18 protein-coding genes are annotated in these 18,956 nt (G+C 36.8%); 3 read left to right on the top strand and 15 right to left on the bottom strand.

From position 1 onward, the window contains the following. Nucleotides 1-202: 202 nt before the first annotated feature. The 10 genes from I5677_RS10230 to I5677_RS10185 form a co-directional block, all read right to left on the bottom strand. On the bottom strand, nucleotides 203-1,078 hold the full coding sequence (locus I5677_RS10230; RefSeq protein WP_197661494.1) for a GerMN domain-containing protein: 876 nt from the start codon (nucleotides 1,076-1,078) through the stop codon (nucleotides 203-205). Nucleotides 1,079-1,105: 27 nt separating this feature from the next. Further along, nucleotides 1,106-2,500: a sensor histidine kinase gene (locus I5677_RS10225; RefSeq protein ID WP_243456559.1), complete on the bottom strand. Its 1,395-nt coding sequence runs from the start codon at nucleotides 2,498-2,500 to the stop codon at nucleotides 1,106-1,108. Between the two features lie 31 nt (nucleotides 2,501-2,531). Continuing rightward, entirely contained in the window at nucleotides 2,532-3,227 is a 696-nt protein-coding gene (locus I5677_RS10220; RefSeq protein WP_197661492.1) for a response regulator transcription factor, read from the bottom strand. 36 nt (nucleotides 3,228-3,263) lie between these two features. After that, nucleotides 3,264-3,947, bottom strand: coding sequence for a helix-hairpin-helix domain-containing protein (locus I5677_RS10215; protein WP_197661491.1), 684 nt, complete (start codon nucleotides 3,945-3,947; stop codon nucleotides 3,264-3,266). A 218-nt stretch (nucleotides 3,948-4,165) separates the two neighbouring features. Continuing rightward, nucleotides 4,166-4,600, bottom strand: coding sequence for a DMT family transporter (locus I5677_RS10210; RefSeq protein WP_197661595.1), 435 nt, complete (start codon nucleotides 4,598-4,600; stop codon nucleotides 4,166-4,168). A gap of 236 nt (nucleotides 4,601-4,836) precedes the next feature. After that, on the bottom strand, nucleotides 4,837-6,039 hold the full coding sequence (locus I5677_RS10205) for an aspartate aminotransferase family protein (RefSeq protein ID WP_330617894.1): 1,203 nt from the start codon (nucleotides 6,037-6,039) through the stop codon (nucleotides 4,837-4,839). A gap of 43 nt (nucleotides 6,040-6,082) precedes the next feature. Then, complete coding sequence (argB, locus tag I5677_RS10200) at nucleotides 6,083-6,973, bottom strand: acetylglutamate kinase (protein ID WP_197661490.1); 891 nt, start codon at nucleotides 6,971-6,973, stop codon at nucleotides 6,083-6,085. A gap of 424 nt (nucleotides 6,974-7,397) precedes the next feature. After that, on the bottom strand, nucleotides 7,398-8,618 hold the full coding sequence (gene argJ / locus I5677_RS10195; protein WP_197661489.1) for a bifunctional glutamate N-acetyltransferase/amino-acid acetyltransferase ArgJ: 1,221 nt from the start codon (nucleotides 8,616-8,618) through the stop codon (nucleotides 7,398-7,400). 17 nt (nucleotides 8,619-8,635) lie between these two features. Next, nucleotides 8,636-9,064, bottom strand: coding sequence for a GNAT family N-acetyltransferase (locus I5677_RS10190; protein ID WP_197661488.1), 429 nt, complete (start codon nucleotides 9,062-9,064; stop codon nucleotides 8,636-8,638). 108 nt (nucleotides 9,065-9,172) lie between these two features. Continuing rightward, nucleotides 9,173-9,775 carry a Maf family protein gene (locus tag I5677_RS10185; RefSeq protein ID WP_197661487.1) on the bottom strand — a complete coding sequence of 201 codons (603 nt, stop codon included), beginning with the start codon at nucleotides 9,773-9,775 and terminating at the stop codon, nucleotides 9,173-9,175. A gap of 337 nt (nucleotides 9,776-10,112) precedes the next feature. On the opposite strand from I5677_RS10185, the gene I5677_RS10180 reads away from it, so the two are divergent. The 3 genes from I5677_RS10180 (at nucleotide 10,113) to I5677_RS10170 (ending at nucleotide 13,192) form a co-directional block, all read left to right on the top strand. Next, a complete protein-coding gene (locus I5677_RS10180) occupies nucleotides 10,113-11,330 on the top strand; it encodes an argininosuccinate synthase (protein WP_197661486.1) in 1,218 nt (405 codons plus the stop codon). A gap of 225 nt (nucleotides 11,331-11,555) precedes the next feature. Continuing rightward, nucleotides 11,556-12,155 carry a hypothetical protein gene (locus tag I5677_RS10175; protein ID WP_197661485.1) on the top strand — a complete coding sequence of 200 codons (600 nt, stop codon included), beginning with the start codon at nucleotides 11,556-11,558 and terminating at the stop codon, nucleotides 12,153-12,155. Between the two features lie 299 nt (nucleotides 12,156-12,454). Continuing rightward, entirely contained in the window at nucleotides 12,455-13,192 is a 738-nt protein-coding gene (locus I5677_RS10170) for an LPXTG cell wall anchor domain-containing protein (RefSeq protein WP_197661484.1), read from the top strand. Nucleotides 13,193-13,348: 156 nt separating this feature from the next. On the opposite strand, the gene I5677_RS10165 is transcribed toward I5677_RS10170, so the two are convergent. The 5 genes from I5677_RS10165 to I5677_RS10145 all read right to left on the bottom strand — a co-directional run bounded on the left by I5677_RS10165 (nucleotide 13,349) and on the right by I5677_RS10145 (nucleotide 18,460). After that, nucleotides 13,349-14,278, bottom strand: coding sequence for an alpha/beta hydrolase (locus I5677_RS10165; RefSeq protein WP_197661483.1), 930 nt, complete (start codon nucleotides 14,276-14,278; stop codon nucleotides 13,349-13,351). 174 nt (nucleotides 14,279-14,452) lie between these two features. After that, nucleotides 14,453-15,283 (bottom strand): glycerophosphodiester phosphodiesterase family protein, encoded by an 831-nt coding sequence (locus tag I5677_RS10160; RefSeq protein WP_279380756.1) that lies wholly within the window; start codon nucleotides 15,281-15,283, stop codon nucleotides 14,453-14,455. A gap of 44 nt (nucleotides 15,284-15,327) precedes the next feature. Next, a complete protein-coding gene (locus tag I5677_RS10155) occupies nucleotides 15,328-16,671 on the bottom strand; it encodes an MFS transporter (protein ID WP_197661482.1) in 1,344 nt (447 codons plus the stop codon). A gap of 33 nt (nucleotides 16,672-16,704) precedes the next feature. Next, nucleotides 16,705-17,469, bottom strand: a complete 765-nt coding sequence (locus tag I5677_RS10150) for a TrmH family RNA methyltransferase (protein ID WP_243456558.1) — start codon at nucleotides 17,467-17,469, stop codon at nucleotides 16,705-16,707. 103 nt (nucleotides 17,470-17,572) lie between these two features. Further along, on the bottom strand, nucleotides 17,573-18,460 hold the full coding sequence (locus tag I5677_RS10145) for a DegV family protein (protein ID WP_197661481.1): 888 nt from the start codon (nucleotides 18,458-18,460) through the stop codon (nucleotides 17,573-17,575). Between the last annotated feature and the right edge of the window lie 496 nt (nucleotides 18,461-18,956).

The raw sequence follows: 18,956 nt of genomic DNA, 5'->3' as shown, positions 1-18,956 counted from the left end.
AGTGATTTATATTCACTGTAGTTTATATACACGGTTTATGTTCACAGTAGATTATACTCTCAGTCACTGTAATTTATATTCACGTGTTTTCTACTCTCACATAGATTTATATTCACGTGTTTTCTACTCTCACATAGATTTATATTCACGTGGTTTATATCCACACCGGTGCCGTTACCTTGGATGGATTTCCACAATAAATCTATTCTTCACCCTTTACTAAGGATAAGTTTCTTTCGTAGGTTTCTCCTACGGTACCGTTGATTTTAAATTGAACTTTATTAATCCCCGGTAATTCAACCAAGGAATTTACTACAGAATAGATGGAAATCTCCTTTGAGACATTCGGAAGAGAATCATTAAATTTCTCGTTAAAATCAACGACACATATTCCTTCCTTCGTAGTAACATTTAACAATGTAGTTCCTTCCGGAACGGTATTTAACATTCCGGGCTGAGTCGGTCCATTAATCAGCTGTTTGATCACCAATTCCTCGATAGAGCCTGTCCCGGTATAAAAAATATTTGTTACGGTATCGACCAAAGCTTGGCCTGTCGCATCTGCAAAATATAAAGATACTTTATAATTCGTTTCCGCACTTGTACTTTCGATAAAATCTTCTTTTGTAAATAAACTTAAGCCATTTGAGTCTACGAATTGCTGATCACTTACATTAAAAACCACATATTTTAATCCATCTATCTGGGTCAAAGTTCTTACAATGGCAGCCCTGCAAAGTACCTCCGGTATACCAACTAATTCGTTATAGGTAGAATCAAAATTAATCGTTAATTCGTCTGCTTTTATACTTAGATCTTTGATAGTAACCTTATCGGGAAGGGCTTTTTTATAAACTACATTCTTCGGTTCCTTCCTTAAAGCACTCAACAACTCTTCCACGATTAATTTTTTCTCTGTTTCAATCGGGGTATAATTTTCACTGACAAGAGTCGAAGTTTTACTATCGATATAATATACTTTTACTTCTTCTCCCTGGTTATTATCTTTATCATTTGAACAACCCGAGAAAAACACTATAATTAACAATAATAAAAGCACATAAATTTGCTTCTTCATCTTTAACTACTCCATTTCCAACTGAGTCTATACAATATAGTTTAAAGGTATTCGGACATTAAATGTGGTCCCTTCCCCTTCCTTACTGTAAACCTTTATCGCTCCTCTATGCATCTGTATTACGTTCTTAGTAATAGCAAGACCAAGTCCGGTACCTCCGGATTCTCTGGATCTTGCTTTATCCACACGATAAAATCTCTCAAAGATATAATCCTGTGCATCTTCAGGAATACCGATACCGGAATCCGATACTTTAATAAAGAAATATTTGTGATCTGCATTTAGAGAAACACGAATCCAACCATCCTCTATATTGTATTTAATTGCATTTTCAATGAGATTTGATATCGCTAAGGATAATTTCACCTCATCAATATCTGCAATTACCGGTCTGAAGCTTTCGTATATCATTTCAATGTTTCGATTTTTGGCAATCGGTCTTAGACGTTTTAATATCTGCTCCAACAATTCATTAATATTGATGCTGGATATATTCATATCACCGGCGGTTTTGTCAAGCTTTACCAAGCTGAGTAAGTCATTGATAATTTTATTCTCTCGTTCAATCTCATCCGTAATGTCCACAAGGAATTCTCGATATAATTCCACCGGCGTATCCTCCTGCATTAGAAGTGAGTCTGCCAATACCTTAATCGAGGTGATTGGCGTTTTCAGTTCATGGGATACATTCGAAACAAATTCCTGCCTGGAGCTCTCCAGCTTTTGCATACGGGAAATCATATGATTAAAGGAATCCGATATCTTCTCAATTTCATAAAAACCCTTAATTGAGACTTCCTCTTCCAGATAACCTTCTGTTAGGCGGTCAATGGAATTCACAACGCTGGTTAATGGTTTTGTTAATTTCCTGGAGAAATAGATCGCAAAGACAATAATTAATATTGCTAGAGTCAACGCAAACATTACTGCACGTTGTTCAAGACTTAATCTGACAGTCTGAATTTCTCTGGTAGAAAAGTTCATAACAATAGCACCAACGATTTCCTTGGTGTTATTATTGGTGATTGGATATGTTAATTTAATGTAGTTACTCTTTCGATCATGGAACCAGGGCTTGGAACCGTTTAAGCACCGAATCACTTCTTCTGAAATAAGATATTTCCCTTCATCAAATCCATAGGTATCTTTTACAATGTTTAAATTATTATTTACAATTATGATACGTCCATTATAAATCTCTGCAAGTCTATTAACTTCATCATCAATTCTCGAATGATCTGTTGCATTCACTTCTGAGGTGGTTAAATACCCTGTAGGAAAAATGATATTAGACAGGATATTCCCCTGACCTTGAAGTTCAAGTCTTTTATTGTTAACTGCCTTATTCTCATACGTACTCAAAATCACATAGGAAAAAATAGAAAGAGGAACTACACCTACTACTATAAATATAAGTAACATGTGCATCCTCATACTATTTAGAAATCTTAGATTAGCCTTGATCCTGGAAAAAATAGCCAACACCCCATTTTGTATGTATATATTTTGGTTCGCTTGGATTGTTTTCTATTTTTTCACGCAGTCTTCTGATGTGAACATCCACGGTTCTTACATCTCCGGGATAATCATATCCCCAAACAATGTTCAGCAGATTTTCACGACTATAAACCTTATTCGGATTAAACACTAACAACTCAAGCAGATCAAATTCTTTCGCAGTGAGATTAACCTCTTTACCGCCAATATAAACTCTTCTGTTATCACAGTCTATCTTCATATCACCGAAAGATACTGTCTTATTCTCTTCATTAGCAGTGTGATTTTTACCACTGCGGCGCATGATAGCCTTAATTCTTGCCTTTACCTCCAATATATTAAAAGGCTTGGTGATATAATCATCTGCTCCATATTCCAAACCTAATATCTTATCCATATCATCACCCTTAGCTGTAAGCATAATTATGGGCATGGAAGAAAATTCCCTGATCTGTTGGCATACCTCAAAACCGGATAACTTAGGAAGCATTACATCCAAAAGCACGATGTCGTATTCCTTTTGCTTCGCCGCTTCTAGTGCTTCTTCTCCATCATAAGCACAATCCACTTCCATACCGTCCTGTTCAAGGCTGAAGCGTATTCCTTTCACGATTAACTTTTCATCATCTACCACCAGTACTCTCTTAGCCATCATTTCACCTCATTTTTGTATAATATATATTCCAGATTAATTTACGGTAATATAAGAGGATATTTGTTGATACAATCCTTCCTTGATACCGGGTATCTTCATTATATCTTCAATGGAATTAAAATCTCCGTTCTTATTACGATAATCTATAATGCTATCTGCTTTCGATTGACCAATACCAGGCAGGCGCATAAATTCATCTACGGTTGCTTTGTTAATGTTTATTAATAAAGTTTCTGTTGATCCCTGTTCTGCTACTGTTTCTCCTTGGCCTTTGATATATTCTCCGATTTTAAGTTCTATTAGTTCTTCCTTTGTAGGAAGATAAAATCGCTGGCCATCCTTTACTTCCTGTGCCTGATTGACATAAGCATCGTCCGCTTTCTCAGTCAAACCTCCGGCCAGTTCGATTAGATCTACCAGCCTGTCCCCCGATTTAGCCCTGTAAACCCCCGGATTAACTACCGCACCACATACATGGACATAAATATCTATCGTCTCTTCAAGACTAGGCATTTTCGTTATCTCATTTTGCCGGTCTAAATTAACATCCTTTCGATTATGGGATGTATTACTTTCGTTTCCATCTTCACCATCCTCTAAGGTAGTAAGAAGAATTGGTTTTACATGATCAGGTTTTGCATAATTACAACTATAGCATAAACCTGCCACTATAAAAAAACAGCAGATAATGCTCATTAGAATAATTTTTCGTTTCATAATCATCATCTTCCTTTAACATTATTTCATTATCCACAAAAATTGTACTACAATGTAAAACTGAGTAGCTCCGGTTCATAATATTAGAATTTTCGTGAATATAAAAGAAGACTTAAAAGTACCCTCTATACTTTTATGATTAAGTTAATCCTATTTTACATAATCTGTTCTCTATTTACAATAGGTATTTCAAAAGTTGGTAAATATTTTATTATGGCTTACTTCCATTTGAAAGTGACAATTCCACCTAATATCAATACAATCCCTATCAGCTTATGCCATTCAAAATCCACCTTTTCCGAACCGAAGATACCAAATAACTCAATCAGATATGCTACCACCATCTGAGCTGTGATTATGAACATGTTGGCTCTTGCCGGTCCAAGGGAACCTACACTCTTGATAACTGTATAAGTAATAAACGCCCCCAATACACCTCCCAAAAGCATAAATTTATTATCAATTTTAAAAAGATCTGCAAAATTACTTTGTCTACCGGTTGTTACCCAAGCCCCCAGACAGACCAACAAAGCAGTAAACTGAACGAAACTGGCAGAAACCCAGATTCCGGTTTGTTTTGTTACTCCTGTATTTAAAACACCTTGAACGCTCATTAAACTTCCGGAAATGATTGCGATAATGATACCCCACATAGATGAAACCAAACCTTTCTGCATGATTTGTAAAAGTACCTTCTTAACATTTCCAGTTTCTTTTTTCTCTATGCAAAAACTCACCGCAAACATAAAAAGCTATATTGAATTAATAAGTAGAAGTTATAAATATAAAATAAGCATTACCTCCGCCTTATAGGAAATCCTACTGAAACCACACAGTTTCACCTGACCCTGTTTGCGTTTCCAATACGGGGGTAATGCCTAAATAAAACTTATATACTTTTTAGTACTCCATCTAAAATCTCTACCATCTCATCCACATGACTTTTTTCAATAATTAAGGCCGGTACAAATCGAATGATATTGGCACCTGCTGAGATGATGATAAGACCGGCATCCACTGCCTTTAATATGATATCCTTTACTGGAATCGTAAATTCTAAGCCCTGCATTAGTCCAATTCCACGATGCTCCTTTATGATATCGTATTTATCGACTAATTCCTCCAGCTTTTCATAAAGATAAGGAGCAACCTCATTCACATGTTCCAGAAGCTTTTCACTATCAAATATATCAAAGACCTTGCTGACTGCTGCCGTTGCAAAAGGATTTCCGCCGTAGGTAGTACCATGATCACCCGGTTCAAAAGCTTTAGCCACCTTTTGTGTTGCTGCAAAAGCTCCGACTGGTACTCCGCATCCCAGAGCCTTCGCACTTGTTATAATATCCGGCTTTACACCGTATTTTTGATATGCAAACATTTCACCGGTTCTACCCATTCCACATTGAATCTCATCAAATATCAAGAGAATATCATTGTCATCACAAAGCTTTCTTACCCCCTCAATAAATGCCTGTTCTGCCGGATAGATTCCGCCTTCTCCCTGTACCGGTTCCATAATGATCGCACAGGTATTTTCTTTGATCTGAGCTTTTACACTCTCCAAATCATTATACTCGGCAAAAGCTACACCTCCAATTAACGGTTCAAAGGCTTCACGATATTTTTTCGTCCCGGTAATACTCAAAGCTCCCATACTTCTACCATGGAAGGAATGGTTCATGGAGATAATTTCACTGCCTGCGTCTCCCTTTTTCTTATAGTAATATTTCCTTGCAAGCTTTATGGCTCCTTCAATTGCTTCCGTTCCGCTGTTGGTAAAAAACACCCGGTCCATACCAGACGCTTTCACGAACTTCTTAGCAGCCTCAATCATGGGTACATTATAGTATAAATTGGATGTATGCAGCAATTTATCAATTTGTAGTTTTAACGCATCATTATATTGTTGGTTTCCATATCCAAGGGCAAAAACAGCAATTCCTGCTGCAAAATCAAGATATTTCTTTCCTTCCATATCATATAAATATACACCTTCACCCTTATCCAAAACTATCTGAAAACGGCTGTAAGTATGCATTAATATTTGATCCGCTTCTTCCATATAGTTCTTAGCCTTCATAACCTGTTCCATTTATCTTCCTCCTTCCGGTTGCCATTGTAATTGATTGACCTGTTTAATTTACTTTCTCATTATCAAAGATGCTTTCTTTATCTATGATTGCCGTACCAATACCACGATTGGTAAAGAATTCAAGCAACAGACAATGTTCCATTCTTCCGTCCAGAATATGTACTCTGGATACACCGTTTCTGACAGCATCAATGCAGTTCTTTAATTTGGGTAGCATTCCGCCGCCGATGTAACCACTGTCTAAAAGCTCATCTGCTTTTTCTAACGTAAGTACAGATATTAAGCTGTCCTTGTCTTTCGGATCTGCATAAACACCTTCGATATCCGTTAAGAACACCAGCTTTTCAGCACCGATTGCTGTTGCTACCGCACAAGCAGCATCATCGGCATTGATATTATAATTTTGATAATCATCATCCAAGCCGATTGGTGCAATTACCGGAACAAAATCATTTTCTATTAATGTATTAATCAAATCCACATTCACTTCTTTTATATTTCCGACAAATCCGATATCCTGACCGTTCACAGTTCTTCTCTCTACCTTTAGAGTTGCCCCGTCCTTACCGCTGATACCAACGGCTTTTACACCCAGCTTTTCAACCCTCTGAACCAGATTTTTATTCACTTTCCCAAGAACCATTTCAGCCACTTCCATGGTCTGCTCATCCGTAACCCTAAGGCCTTCAACAAAGCGGGATTCATGACCCAGCAGGTTCAGCCATTTCGTTATCTCCTTACCGCCGCCGTGAACAATAATCGGTCTCATACCAACCAGCTTCAGTAATGCTACATCCTTTATTACATTGGACTGTAGATTCTCATCCAGCATAGCACTGCCGCCATACTTTACTACCACTTTTTTATTGTTGAATTTTTGAATATAAGGAAGCGCCTCAATTAGTGTCTGCGCTTTCAGAAGTATTTGATCCATGTATTCCATTGTTTTAATTTCCTTTCGAGTTATGTAATATCTTCAAAATCATGTTTACGGTTTCCAAGGGTACTTACTGACATTCTTTGAATCACTAACGTCGTTAAGTAATACTTATTCGGAAATTCCTTTTAGATATATCAATCTACGGGTCAACTCCTATCACCCTCCATGGTGAAGGTGCCTAAATTCGCCTTCCATGGCGAATTTCCCCTTTGTTTTCTTTTCGAATTTCCGAAAGTATTACATCTTTTGTTACAGTTCAAAACTTTTCAGTAAATACCCTTGGAAACCCCAACGCTGTGTATAGCACTTTTATTTCAACATTTAAAAATATAATATATAAAGAAATATACTTTTTATTATTAATAGCAGTTACCCATAATTCAATTTTCTTATCTTTATAAACTTAGTATCTTATTCCCTAAGAACGATAATCTGCGTTAATCTTGACATAATCATAGGAGAAATCACAGCCCCAGGCTGTAGCGGACTCGGTTCCCATTTTTAAATCAGCGCAGGCTTTCACTTCTTTTGCAGAAAGTATACGAGTCGCTGTTTCTTCACTATAGTTCGTTGCCATCCCGTTCTCTACCAACTTTAATTTCCCGTCGATACTTTCAATATAAAGATCCACGATATCCGGATCAAAATCTACTCCGGCGTAACCCATGGCACATAAGATACGACCCCAATTCGCATCGTTTCCAAATACAGCGGTTTTCACCAGATTAGAGGTTATAATGGATTTGCTGATTAATATCGCATCGTCTTTTATTTTCGCACCTATTACCTGAACCTCCAGTAATTTGGTTGCTCCCTCTCCGTCTGCTGCCATCTTCTTAGACAGGTCAGTTGTAACGTAATTTAGAGCTTCACAAAAGGCTTTATAATCTTCATTTTTTTCCTTGATTTCATCATTACCGGCTAATCCATTGGCGAGAAGCAATAAGGAATCATTCGTTGAGGTATCCCTGTCTACACTTATCATATTGAAAGTATGCTTCACATCTTCACTTAATGCTTCCTGTAAAAGCTCCTTACTAATTGCCAGATCTGTTGTTACCACACCTAACATCGTAGCCATATTGGGGTGTATCATACCGGAACCCTTAGCCATTCCTCCGATGATAACTTCTTTACCTCCTACCATAAATCTTACAGCACATTCCTTTGAATAAGTATCGGTTGTCATAATTGCTTCGGCAGCAAGGGTACCATGGTCGATATCCTCCTTCATATCCTCTGCCAGAAGCTTTACTCCCTCTTTTATTATATCAATCGGCAACTGCTTACCGATGACACCGGTGGAAGCGGTATATACAGCATCCACGGATATATCCAGTGCATCGGCTGTTGCCTGTGCCATTAAGAGATTATTGGTTTCACCTTCTTCTCCGGTACATGCATTTGCTACACCGCTGTTTAATACAACTGCTTGCACATATGGGCTCTTTTTTGTTATCTTCATATCCCATTTCACAGGAGCTGCTTTCACTACATTTGTGGTAAATGTACCGGCACCCTTAGCCGGCACGGTTGAATATACCAAAGCCATATCTTTTCTCTTCTTCTTTATACCTGCATAAATTCCGGCTGCCTTATAACCTTTTGCGGCAGTAACGCCGCCTTCAATTTTCTTCATACATTTACCCTCCGTCATTATAGATTATTGTCATTTAAACTTATTGTATAATAATTCAGATCTCTTCGTATCTCCCAGCCCATTTTATTCCAGAAATTATTCGCAGGGCTGTTATCATGAAAAGCTACCAAAGCTAATTTATTGATTTTCTCATTCCTCATCGCCATGATTACATGTTCTACCAGTTTTCTTCCTATGGATCTTCGTCGATAAGATTCCTCCACACATAAATGATAAATATAACCTCGTCTTCCATCATGACCGCTTAATATTACACCAACGATATGACCGTCCTCCCATGAAATAAAGTTCGTTGAGGGATTTCTCCTTAAAAAACGCTCAATTCCTTCTCTTGAATCATCTAAGCTTCTTAATCCTACTCCGGGGGACTTCTTCCATAGTTTATACATCTGGTTATAATCATTCATGCATAATAATCTAATCATAAATACCCCCTAATTTTTATTTCGATGATTCAACATAATTGTAGTTAATATTCCCCTCAAAAATAAAATATTTATAATTATACATCTGAACTAAATTTTATGCAATACTTATTTTATATTTTTTATATCAATGCCATAATGCAGTAATTCTTCATATATCTTTGCAATAGGGAACCCTACCACATTATAGTAGTCTCCTTCTATCCCTTGTATAAATATTCCGAAACTACCTTGGATTCCGTATGCCCCTGCTTTATCCATCGGTTCTCCGGTTGCCACATAATCCTCAATCTGTTGCCTTGTTAAAGGCTGTACCGTCACTTTCGTACACACAGCAAAAGAAATAATCCTTTCCTTGTACCCTTTTCTTCTTATTATAATAGAAACGCCGGTATATACCTCATGACTGTCATCAGCAATCATCTCCAAGATTCGTATTGCATCTGCTCTATCCTTAGGTTTACCTAAAGCGTGTCCCTGATAGAATACCATTGTGTCAGCTCCGATAATTATACTATCTTCATCAGAGTGGCCTATCCTCTCTGCTATGTTAACGGATTTCAGTTTTGCCAAAGCTTGTACCATCTCCTCCGGCAATGTCTCCCTAACGACCTCCTCTACATTGGATGCCATTGCTTCAAAGGGTATTCCCATTGTCTCCATTATCTCCTTACGTCTTGGGGATTCTGATGCTAAAATAATACGAAACATAATAATCTCTCCTTCCCGAACTTACAAATAACATGTATATAACGCTCTTTAAATCACTTTATTCACTTTTATACAGAAGCAACGAAATATACATGATATCTAATCTCTAAAATAATATCTACTTTACTCACTTTTAATAATTATAACCCAATAAAAATATAAGTAAAGGGGTTGACTAAGATATGCTTGCCTTATCTTATCTACAATAAATTTCAATTTTTTAATATTTGCTATTGCATAATAATAAAAATTGTTGTATATTTAATCACATAATACCAAAAATCATTCATAAAATAAATAAAAAAATAAACTTGAAGTTAATTAGGAGGTCACGAATATGAAGGAAAAGGTTATTCTCGCTTATTCCGGCGGTCTTGACACAACCGCTATTATTCCATGGTTAAAAGAAAATTATGATTACGAAGTTGTATGTGTATGTATTGATGTAGGACAGGGAAATGAATTAGACGGTTTGGAAGAAAGAGCTAAATTATCCGGTGCAACAAAATTATACATAGAAAATGTTGTCGATGAATTCGTGAATGATTATGTAATGCCCTGTGTGAAAGCCGGTGCAATATATGAAAATAAATACTTGCTGGGTACATCTATGGCAAGACCGGTTATCGCAAAAAGATTGGTTGAGATTGCCCGTTTGGAAGGTGCAACCGCTATCTGTCATGGTGCGACCGGTAAAGGCAATGACCAGGTTCGCTTTGAACTTACGATTAAAGCTTTGGCTCCGGATCTCAAGATCATTGCTCCTTGGAGAATTTGGACCATGTCTTCCCGTGAAGAAGAAATTGAATATTGCGAAAAGCACGGAATTAACCTTCCCTTCTCCGCTGATAACAGTTACTCCCGTGACCGTAATTTATGGCATATCAGCCATGAGGGACTAGAGCTGGAGGATCCCGCCAATGCTCCTAACTATGATCATCTCCTGGTACTGGGGGTTTCTCCTGAAAAAGCTCCCGAAGTAGGCGAGACTTTAAGTTTGACCTTTGAAAAAGGAATTCCGGTCAGCTTAAACGGTAAACCAATGTCCCCTACAAAGATTATTGAAGAGTTAAACCAATTGGGCGGAAATCACGGTATCGGTATCGTTGATATCGTTGAAAACCGTGTTGTTGGAATGAAATCCCGAGGTGTATATGAGACACCGGGAGGAACTATTCTGATGGAGGCTCATGCACAGTTAGAAGAACTAATTCTGGATCGTGCAACTCTGTCGGCAAAGAAAGAAATCAGTAACCGCTTTGCAGATATTGTATATGAAGGCAAATGGTTTACTCCACTGAGAGAGGCATATCAGGCTTTTATTGATGTGACACAGGAATATGTTACCGGAGAGGTGAAATTAAAACTTTATAAAGGAAACATTATAAAGCAAGGTACTACTTCCCCATATTCTCTATATAATGAAAGTATTGCCTCTTTTACAACCGGAGATCTGTATGACCATCATGATGCAGAAGGCTTTATTAATTTATTCGGATTATCATTAAAGGTTCGAGCAATGAAAATGGCATCCTTGGATAAGGATAAAAAATAAAACAAAAATTGATAACAAATAACATTAAATTGCTGATGTGGTATGTATTCTTTGGAAAATGCATACCACATTTTGTGTCCATAAATAAAAGTATTTTTCCCTGTTTTGTGCAAATTATACAAAAAACTAATTTAAACTTATCTGATATGTTGATATACAAGCAACCTTGTTTTTGTTAAAATAAGAGAGTGATCAAGCATTATAAAATTTAAGGAGGAGTTCACAATGAAATTAAGAAACAAACTTATGGCTGGTTTCGCAGCTACCGTATTAGCACTTTCCATGATGGTTGGATCCGCTATGGCTTCCACCGACGTATTACCTTTTGAGTATCCTAATGAGGCAAATGCAGCAACTAATAATGACGTATGGGTAGTTCTTTTTGGTGGAACTGCTGCTACACCTTTAACTGATGACGAAGCTGTTCGCGACGCAGTTAAAACAGTTGATATCGTTATTACCGGTAATGCATCCTTTGACGCTGAGTTAATCGCTAACTTCGCTGGCGGTTGGGTACCTACAACAATGGCTGGTCAAACAGTAGATGGCGAGTTAGTTCTCAGCTTACCTTACGTTGTTAAAGGTTCCGGTTATGCTGAAGTTATTGTTAACTTAAAGAATAAGACTGAAGGCCCTCTTGCAGTAGCAAGAATGGATTTCAAAGATGCTGACGGTAAAGTTCTTGTAACTCATGGTGGCGCTGCTGAAGCTGCTGCTGAAGAATCCGTTCCTAAGACCGGCGTTGTGTCTACAGCATTACTCTTAGGTTTAGGCGCTGTTGCTTTCGGTACTGGTGCAGTTGCTCTTAAGAAAAAAGAAAGATAATTAAACTTATCTTACATAAGACAATTTACCCCCCATATGTTTAACATATGGGGGGTTTTTGTATCTTCATTAAGATTAAGGTGTCTCAATAAGCATATATTATTTTTTATTATAACAGAAGAACAAAACCCAATATTATATTATATTATATATATCCATTTATTTAATAAAAGTTTGTTGCTTTTGTATAAAAAATAGCAATAAACTTATCATATTTGTTACTATTCAATAGTATTGCATTTTGATATAATGTACATGCAATATTTACTAATAATACATAATTTTAGGGAGGATTTGAAATGAAATTAAGAAACAAGTTATTTGCTGGGTTTGCCGCAACCGTACTGACTCTCTCCATGATGGTAGGATCAGCTTTCGGTGCAACAATTGACACGATTGACAGTGCTGCAGGTGCTAGAGAAGCTGACAAAGCTCCTTGGTGGATTGTATTAGTTGATGGTGCAGCATGTGATGGTGCAGCAGTTACATACCACAAAGAAATTGCTGATGTTATCAATGATATTGCTTCTATCGATTTTGTAGTTAACGGAAACTGCTCCGTTGAATACCATGTGATTTATCAAGGTGCTTATTCACCCGATGGTTCTGGTTATGACAATAATACACTAAAGGCTGTTCCTTTAACAGTTGATGGTGTAACAGTTGTAAGTGCTGATTATGACGGATCTGTTTTAGATGGTACTAATGGTTCTGCAGTTGCTTTCTTATTAAGAAACAAAACAGAAGGCGAGCTTTCGTTAGAGCAATTCGTTTTAAGAAATGCAGATGGCGATATCATTGGTGGTGTTGATGGAACCGGATACCTTGCTGCTGCTGATGCAAAAGCATTGTTCAACGAGTTAACCGGTGAAGCTCCTGCTGCTGAAGAAGTTGCTGAAGAAGCTTCCGAAGAAGCTGCTCCTGCTGCTGAAGCTAGTGTTCCTAAGACCGGTGTTGTATCTTCCGCTTTATTATTAGGCTTAGGTGCTGTTGCTTTCGGAACCGGTTCAGTTGTTCTTAAGAAAAGAGAAAAATAATAATATAGCGTTTCGCTGTATCAGAAAGAACCTCACATAGAATAATATGTGGGGTTCTTGTATTTTGAAATAATAATGTTTATACTTTATTAATACCTTCTGATAATATATATAAGCGATAACATATTTCTATCACTTTTAACATTTTACATAACACTATAATTTAACATCGTTTTCAAAAAAAACCTTAAGGAATCTTCTTACTTTTTCCTCATATCCCTTACGGTTTACTAAACAACTTTCTGCATGCTTTGCTTTACCTACCAGATAGATTGCTTTTTTATTTTTCTTACAGGAATACATCTGTCTCGACATATCAGTAGGTACGTAACAGTCTTTTTTCCCATGAATAAACAATATAGGTATATCCGTATTACTGACTACTTTAATCGGAGATACCTCCTTATACCAAAATCCGGCCCTTAGATAAGTAATTAAGCTCTCTACCTTAATTAAACACTTTGGAAAATGGTAATATACATGTAATTGATGCTTTAATAGCTGTATTAAATCTGAGTAAGCACAGTCTGCAATCGCACATTTTACTCTATTATCTATTCCCAGGTGCATTAGTACTGTTGCTGCTCCCATAGATTCACCATGGGTTAGTATCATGCAATCTGATCCATAGGTATCATAACACCAATCAATAACTTTCTTTAAATCAAATCTTTCATAATATCCCATGGTTGTATAGGCTTTGCCGCTTAATCCATGATTTCTGTGATCATATATTATTACGGTAAAACCCAGTTTAAGATATATTTCAGCATAGCTTAAACAAGCATATTTTGCATAGGTAAAACCATGACACAAGACAGCAATTTTCTTAACCGGTTTTTTATCATTCTCTGTTACGTTTTCTAACCTTTGATTAGGCTCCAGCTGCTCACAGGATATTTTATAACCAAAATCCGAAGGAAGATCGAATACCATCTTTATCGTAGCTTTATAGGACGCAGAACTGAACTTTCCTCTTTTCTCTTCTAACTTATATACCTTTTGACAGGATAATTTTCTAGGCTTTAATATTAAATTTGAAAGCCACCATAAGATAGCCATTGTCCAAATACATACTATTTTCATTACCATCATTACATCCTAACATCCATTCTATCATCATAATTACCAATCCATACTATAATTATACTTCTAATACAATTGGTTGCATGTCGAATCTAAAACAGATGAAAAATGTTCCTCCTTGCGTAAACATTTTATACTGTATATCACAAGAGGAACACATGAAAAGTTGCTTGTCTAATTTTCCTTATCCTCCGGCAAGAACTGCTCGAAGATAAATAAATCATAATACTCTCTACACTCATCCAGTTGTTTTTGTGATTTTATGGTCCAGGCTACTGCCTTTGTCTGATACAACTTTCTGCAGATAGTAAAGGATAGTCCCGTTTTATATACATGATGATAAGCGATAAAATCCGGTTTTGTTTGAAAATTGAACAAAAGGTGTTTTAGTATAAAATATTGAACTTTGCTGCCTTCAATCTTCTCCTTTGAAAAATCCGTTGCTAACTGTCCACGAACAATCTTTGGATAATGTTTTTTATACCACATCAAACCAAATGGATTAAAGGACTCAATACAATAAAAACCAATGTAATTATCTAGTTCTTTGGATACCACTTCACAGATGCTTTTTGCATTCCATGGAATCTTTAGCTCTACAACAATCGGTACCTTTCCTGCAATGCAGGATAAAGCCTCGGAAAAAGTCGGAATTCTCTGCTCCGATCCAAATAGGCAATATTGCTTTAGTTCCTCATACGTTAGTTCTGATACCTTCTTATCCACCCCACAGGTCCGTTTAAGATTATAGTCATGAAATACAACCGGTATAATATCTTTTGTTAACTGAACATCCAGTTCAATCCCGAACCTATGATTAACAGCCAACTCAAATGCCCGTATTGAATTTTCCGGGGCATCCGATTGGTTATCATGCAATCCCCTGTGAGCATAATACCACCCATCCAATTTCTTAAGATCGGGATTGCGGCGTAGTTTCGGCATAATAGCCAAAAGATAAAGGATTATAATAATTATCGTAAAAATCAAGACATTGATTAGCATGATGTAATATCTCCTTTAGGTATCTCCTTTCGTACCTCCTTTTATTAGTCCGGAGTATCATAGTTTTCTATCACATTCACTTTTTTGAGAGGCTTGGAATCACCGTGTTTTACGAACAACATCGTACACAGGGAAGCCAAAGAAAAGGTTACTGCGTAAGGAAACAAAGTACGATAAGATATATTCTCTAGTAAAAATCCAGATAAAATCGGTGTAATAATCTGTGCTGACATAGAAAATGTATAATATAAGCCTGTGTATCTTCCAACATTAGAACTCTTGCTCATCTCAACAACCATAGGATAGGAATTCACATTGATTGCCGCCCATCCAATTCCGGTAAACGCAAAAATCAAATTAATCGTAATTGAATATTCCAATACCATGAAGCCTAAAAAGTAAGACATTGTCATAAGAATGATACCTGCAATAATGGTCTTTTTCCTACCAATTTTACTAGATATTATTCCAATCGGTATGTAGCTGATCAATGCAGCTCCCAGTGCAATTAACAACGGATCTGCAAATCCACCTTCTGAAAATCCCCATACTTTCTCCGCGTATCTTGAAAAAGCAGTTTTAACAGCATTATATGCAAAAAACCAGAGAAAAATGGATGCCATAATAAATGCAAAACTCCTTCGAACCTCCACCGGCATTTTATGATCTTCAGTTTCATTTATTTCTTCCGTATGTGCTCCAATATCTTCCGTATGATTCATTTTGATATCACTTTGGTTTTCATCCTCAGTATACAAACGTTCCTTCTGTTCCTGCAGTCTAAGTTCTTTCGTTAATTTCTTTTCCCTAATTGTGATTAAAAGTAGGACAACCGCTAAAATCATCAACCCTACCACAGCTAAAAACACAGGTAATTTACTTGTTCCTTCCTTTTCTGTGTACAGTGTACGGATAACCAACAAAGCATAGGCACCACCAAGGGTCCCCATTAGATTAATTACTGCATTGGCTTTGCTTCTGAGAGGTTTTGGAGTCAAATCAGGCATCAGGGCTACCGCCGGTGAACGGTATGATCCCATAGCAATTAAAACCATTCCAAGAGAAATCAAAAACAATACCAAACTACCTTGTTGCTCGGCAACCGGCAATAAAAGAATAAAAACCGATGCTACAATCGTACCAATTAAAATAAACGGTGTTCGTTTACCTAGCCGCGTATTAACCTTATCGGAAAACGCTCCAAACAACGGAAGTAATAATAATGCTAAAACATTATCCATAGCCATAACTACTCCGGCAGCCGTTTCCCCCATATTGAAGGATTTCTCCAACATTTTAGGAACCACATTATCGTATAATTCCCAAAAAGCACAAATTGATAAAAATGCCAGCCCCACAAAAAAAGTCCTCTTATAGTTCAGCTTCATATGAACCTCCCTCTACCCGCTCCTTAAGATATTTTATTTTAGATTTGTAAAAACGTAAGCCCCTATTCCAACAGCAATCGTTAAATTTAGTGAATCCACATCCGGTGACTGGGGTATCACTATGCTGGTACCAACTCCAAGATAGGAATCATCAAGTCCGGTTGCCTCATTACCAAAAACCAATGAAAACAGTTTAGGTTTCGGACAATCCTGAAGAGTAAGCGTATGTTCCCCATTCAACATAAAGGTAAATATCTCATGCTGATCAAATTGCTGTCTATATTCTTCAAAGGAGGTATATCGATGATGATTTAATCGAAATAACGCTCCCATAGAGGATCTGACCGTTTTGGGATTGAATACATCAGCTCCGGGGAGTATTATGGCAATGTCCTTAATGCCAAAACCTACCGCACTACGAAGTATTGTCCCCAGATTCCCCATATTACTGGGATTAACTAAAACTATATGGGGTTTGTCATAACTTAATTCACAATCGAATTTATCAAAAACACCCGCCACATAACAATTTTCTTTATCACTGATTTTTGTAATAATCTTATCATTATTTTCTATTGGAATGTACTTTTCCTTACATAGCTCTTTTATTTTATCAATATCCGTATATGCAGAATGTACTAAAACTTTACGAACAATATTAGGTCTTGCCATAATCAATTCGTAAGTTGGAAATGCTCCCAGTGTATAAGAATAATCACTATCCTTTTTATACGGTTTGATTTGCTGATGATCCATTGGTCGATTTGTAGGATGAATATTCTTTTTTTTGTTATCCAAAGATTCGCCTCCTGTTTTGATTACAATCATTCTTCTTCTGCCATTCTCATTGATATACGGGCGTATAAGCTTCTTAGTTAGTGTTTCGGTTTAGAACGTCAACTTAAAATATCTTTATTTGGCCTTTGTTACCCATATAAACCAGAGCCAGCATTCCAGGTCCTGTATGAGTCCCGATAATAGGTCCAATTTTAGAGATGATGATATCCTTAACAAGATTTTTACTTCGAATCAACTTTTCCAAAGCAACTGCCTGCTCCAGGTTATCTCCATGCCCTATTATGACAGTCTGGGAAGCCAAATCAGTTCCTTCTGTTTCCATCTTCGATACAAGAAATTCAAGTTCTGCTTTGGAACCTCTGACTTTTGATACCACCTCTAACTTTCCTTCCTCATTCGTACCCAGTACCGGACGAATCCTTAAGGCTGTTCCTACAACAGCTTCGATAGAAGTAATTCTTCCACCCCTTTTTAAATAATGCAAATCCCTAACCGTAAACCAATGACGGGATGCATACTTATGATCCTCCACCCAGTTTCTCAGTTCGTCGATACTTAGTCCATTCTTTTTTTGCATTGCGGCATGGTACACCAATAAACCCTCTCCGACGGAAGCACAAAGAGAATCAACAATATATATTTTTCTGTCCGGATACTCCTCTGCCAAATCCTTCATTACCAGCCCTGCCGCATGGTATGTACCACTTAATCCTGAAGAAAAAGCGATATATAAGATATCCTTTCCCTGATTTAATAAACATGTAAAATACTCTATGAAAACTCCCGGCGTGATCTGTGTCGTATGACTGGTTGCTCCGGCCTTTAATTTGCCATAAAACGCTTCAACCGAAATTTCTTTTTCATCCGGATAATGATTAAATTCCACACCATCAATGTCAAATCCCATGGGTATTACATTTATGTCATATTCCTCCAGTATCTGAATCGGCAAATCCAATGTTGCATCACTTACGATTACATAGTCGCTCATGTTTTATCTCCTTCTTATACGAATTAAATTTCAAATTATTATCATTTGTATTTTTTCATGATCTCCCCATTTGTAAATAAAGGAAAACTCCACCTATAATTTTAAACGATTCTTAAAAAGTTAGCAAGGTAAATTAAAGAAATCTCCTGCTCTTCCTAATTATATAGCCCTATCACGATAGAATTATACCAAATCAAATATGTGTTAATACTATGTATCATTGTTTCAGACAAGAGGGCTGGCTTATAAATTAATTTACTAGCGATAAAAAACTTGCTATTCAATTTTTATAATGTTAAAATAATTTTAATGTTTAAAGTAATGAAAATATAATATCTTAGCATACATTATTGTATAGGTGAACAATTGGATAGTGTCAACATTTTTGTGTAAATAGATTTATGAGTACTTCAGGTTAAACATCTCCTGAAGATCATCATAAGCCATAGCAAAACCCCTGAGCTTTTTGGTAGACCAATTATTATTGTATTGAACA

It is taken from the genome of Mobilitalea sibirica (genome assembly GCF_015999265.1).
In the GTDB taxonomy this organism is placed as follows: Bacteria; Bacillota; Clostridia; order Lachnospirales; family Lachnospiraceae; genus Mobilitalea; species Mobilitalea sibirica.
Note: the sequence above shows the minus strand (reverse complement) of the source record. Positions and strands in the feature narration are given on the sequence as shown.

Bases quoted from the DNA above. Each gene is read 5' to 3' on its own strand.
- I5677_RS10165 (WP_197661483.1), bottom strand. From the start codon at position 14,278: ATGAAAATAGTATGTATTTGGACAATGGCTATCTTATGGTGGCTTTCA.
- I5677_RS10170 (WP_197661484.1), top strand. From the start codon at position 12,455: ATGAAATTAAGAAACAAGTTATTTGCTGGGTTTGCCGCAACCGTACTG.
- I5677_RS10180 (WP_197661486.1), top strand. From the start codon at position 10,113: ATGAAGGAAAAGGTTATTCTCGCTTATTCCGGCGGTCTTGACACAACC.
- I5677_RS10210 (WP_197661595.1), bottom strand. From the start codon at position 4,600: ATGTGGGGTATCATTATCGCAATCATTTCCGGAAGTTTAATGAGCGTT.
- argB (WP_197661490.1), bottom strand. From the start codon at position 6,973: ATGGATCAAATACTTCTGAAAGCGCAGACACTAATTGAGGCGCTTCCT.
- I5677_RS10160 (WP_279380756.1), bottom strand. From the start codon at position 15,283: ATGCTAATCAATGTCTTGATTTTTACGATAATTATTATAATCCTTTAT.
- I5677_RS10230 (WP_197661494.1), bottom strand. From the start codon at position 1,078: ATGAAGAAGCAAATTTATGTGCTTTTATTATTGTTAATTATAGTGTTT.
- I5677_RS10175 (WP_197661485.1), top strand. From the start codon at position 11,556: ATGAAATTAAGAAACAAACTTATGGCTGGTTTCGCAGCTACCGTATTA.
- I5677_RS10205 (WP_330617894.1), bottom strand. From the start codon at position 6,039: ATGGAACAGGTTATGAAGGCTAAGAACTATATGGAAGAAGCGGATCAA.
- I5677_RS10185 (WP_197661487.1), bottom strand. From the start codon at position 9,775: ATGTTTCGTATTATTTTAGCATCAGAATCCCCAAGACGTAAGGAGATA.
- I5677_RS10190 (WP_197661488.1), bottom strand. From the start codon at position 9,064: ATGATTAGATTATTATGCATGAATGATTATAACCAGATGTATAAACTA.
- I5677_RS10215 (WP_197661491.1), bottom strand. From the start codon at position 3,947: ATGAAACGAAAAATTATTCTAATGAGCATTATCTGCTGTTTTTTTATA.
- I5677_RS10145 (WP_197661481.1), bottom strand. From the start codon at position 18,460: ATGAGCGACTATGTAATCGTAAGTGATGCAACATTGGATTTGCCGATT.
- I5677_RS10155 (WP_197661482.1), bottom strand. From the start codon at position 16,671: ATGAAGCTGAACTATAAGAGGACTTTTTTTGTGGGGCTGGCATTTTTA.
- I5677_RS10225 (WP_243456559.1), bottom strand. From the start codon at position 2,500: ATGTTACTTATATTTATAGTAGTAGGTGTAGTTCCTCTTTCTATTTTT.
- argJ (WP_197661489.1), bottom strand. From the start codon at position 8,618: ATGAAGAAAATTGAAGGCGGCGTTACTGCCGCAAAAGGTTATAAGGCA.
- I5677_RS10220 (WP_197661492.1), bottom strand. From the start codon at position 3,227: ATGGCTAAGAGAGTACTGGTGGTAGATGATGAAAAGTTAATCGTGAAA.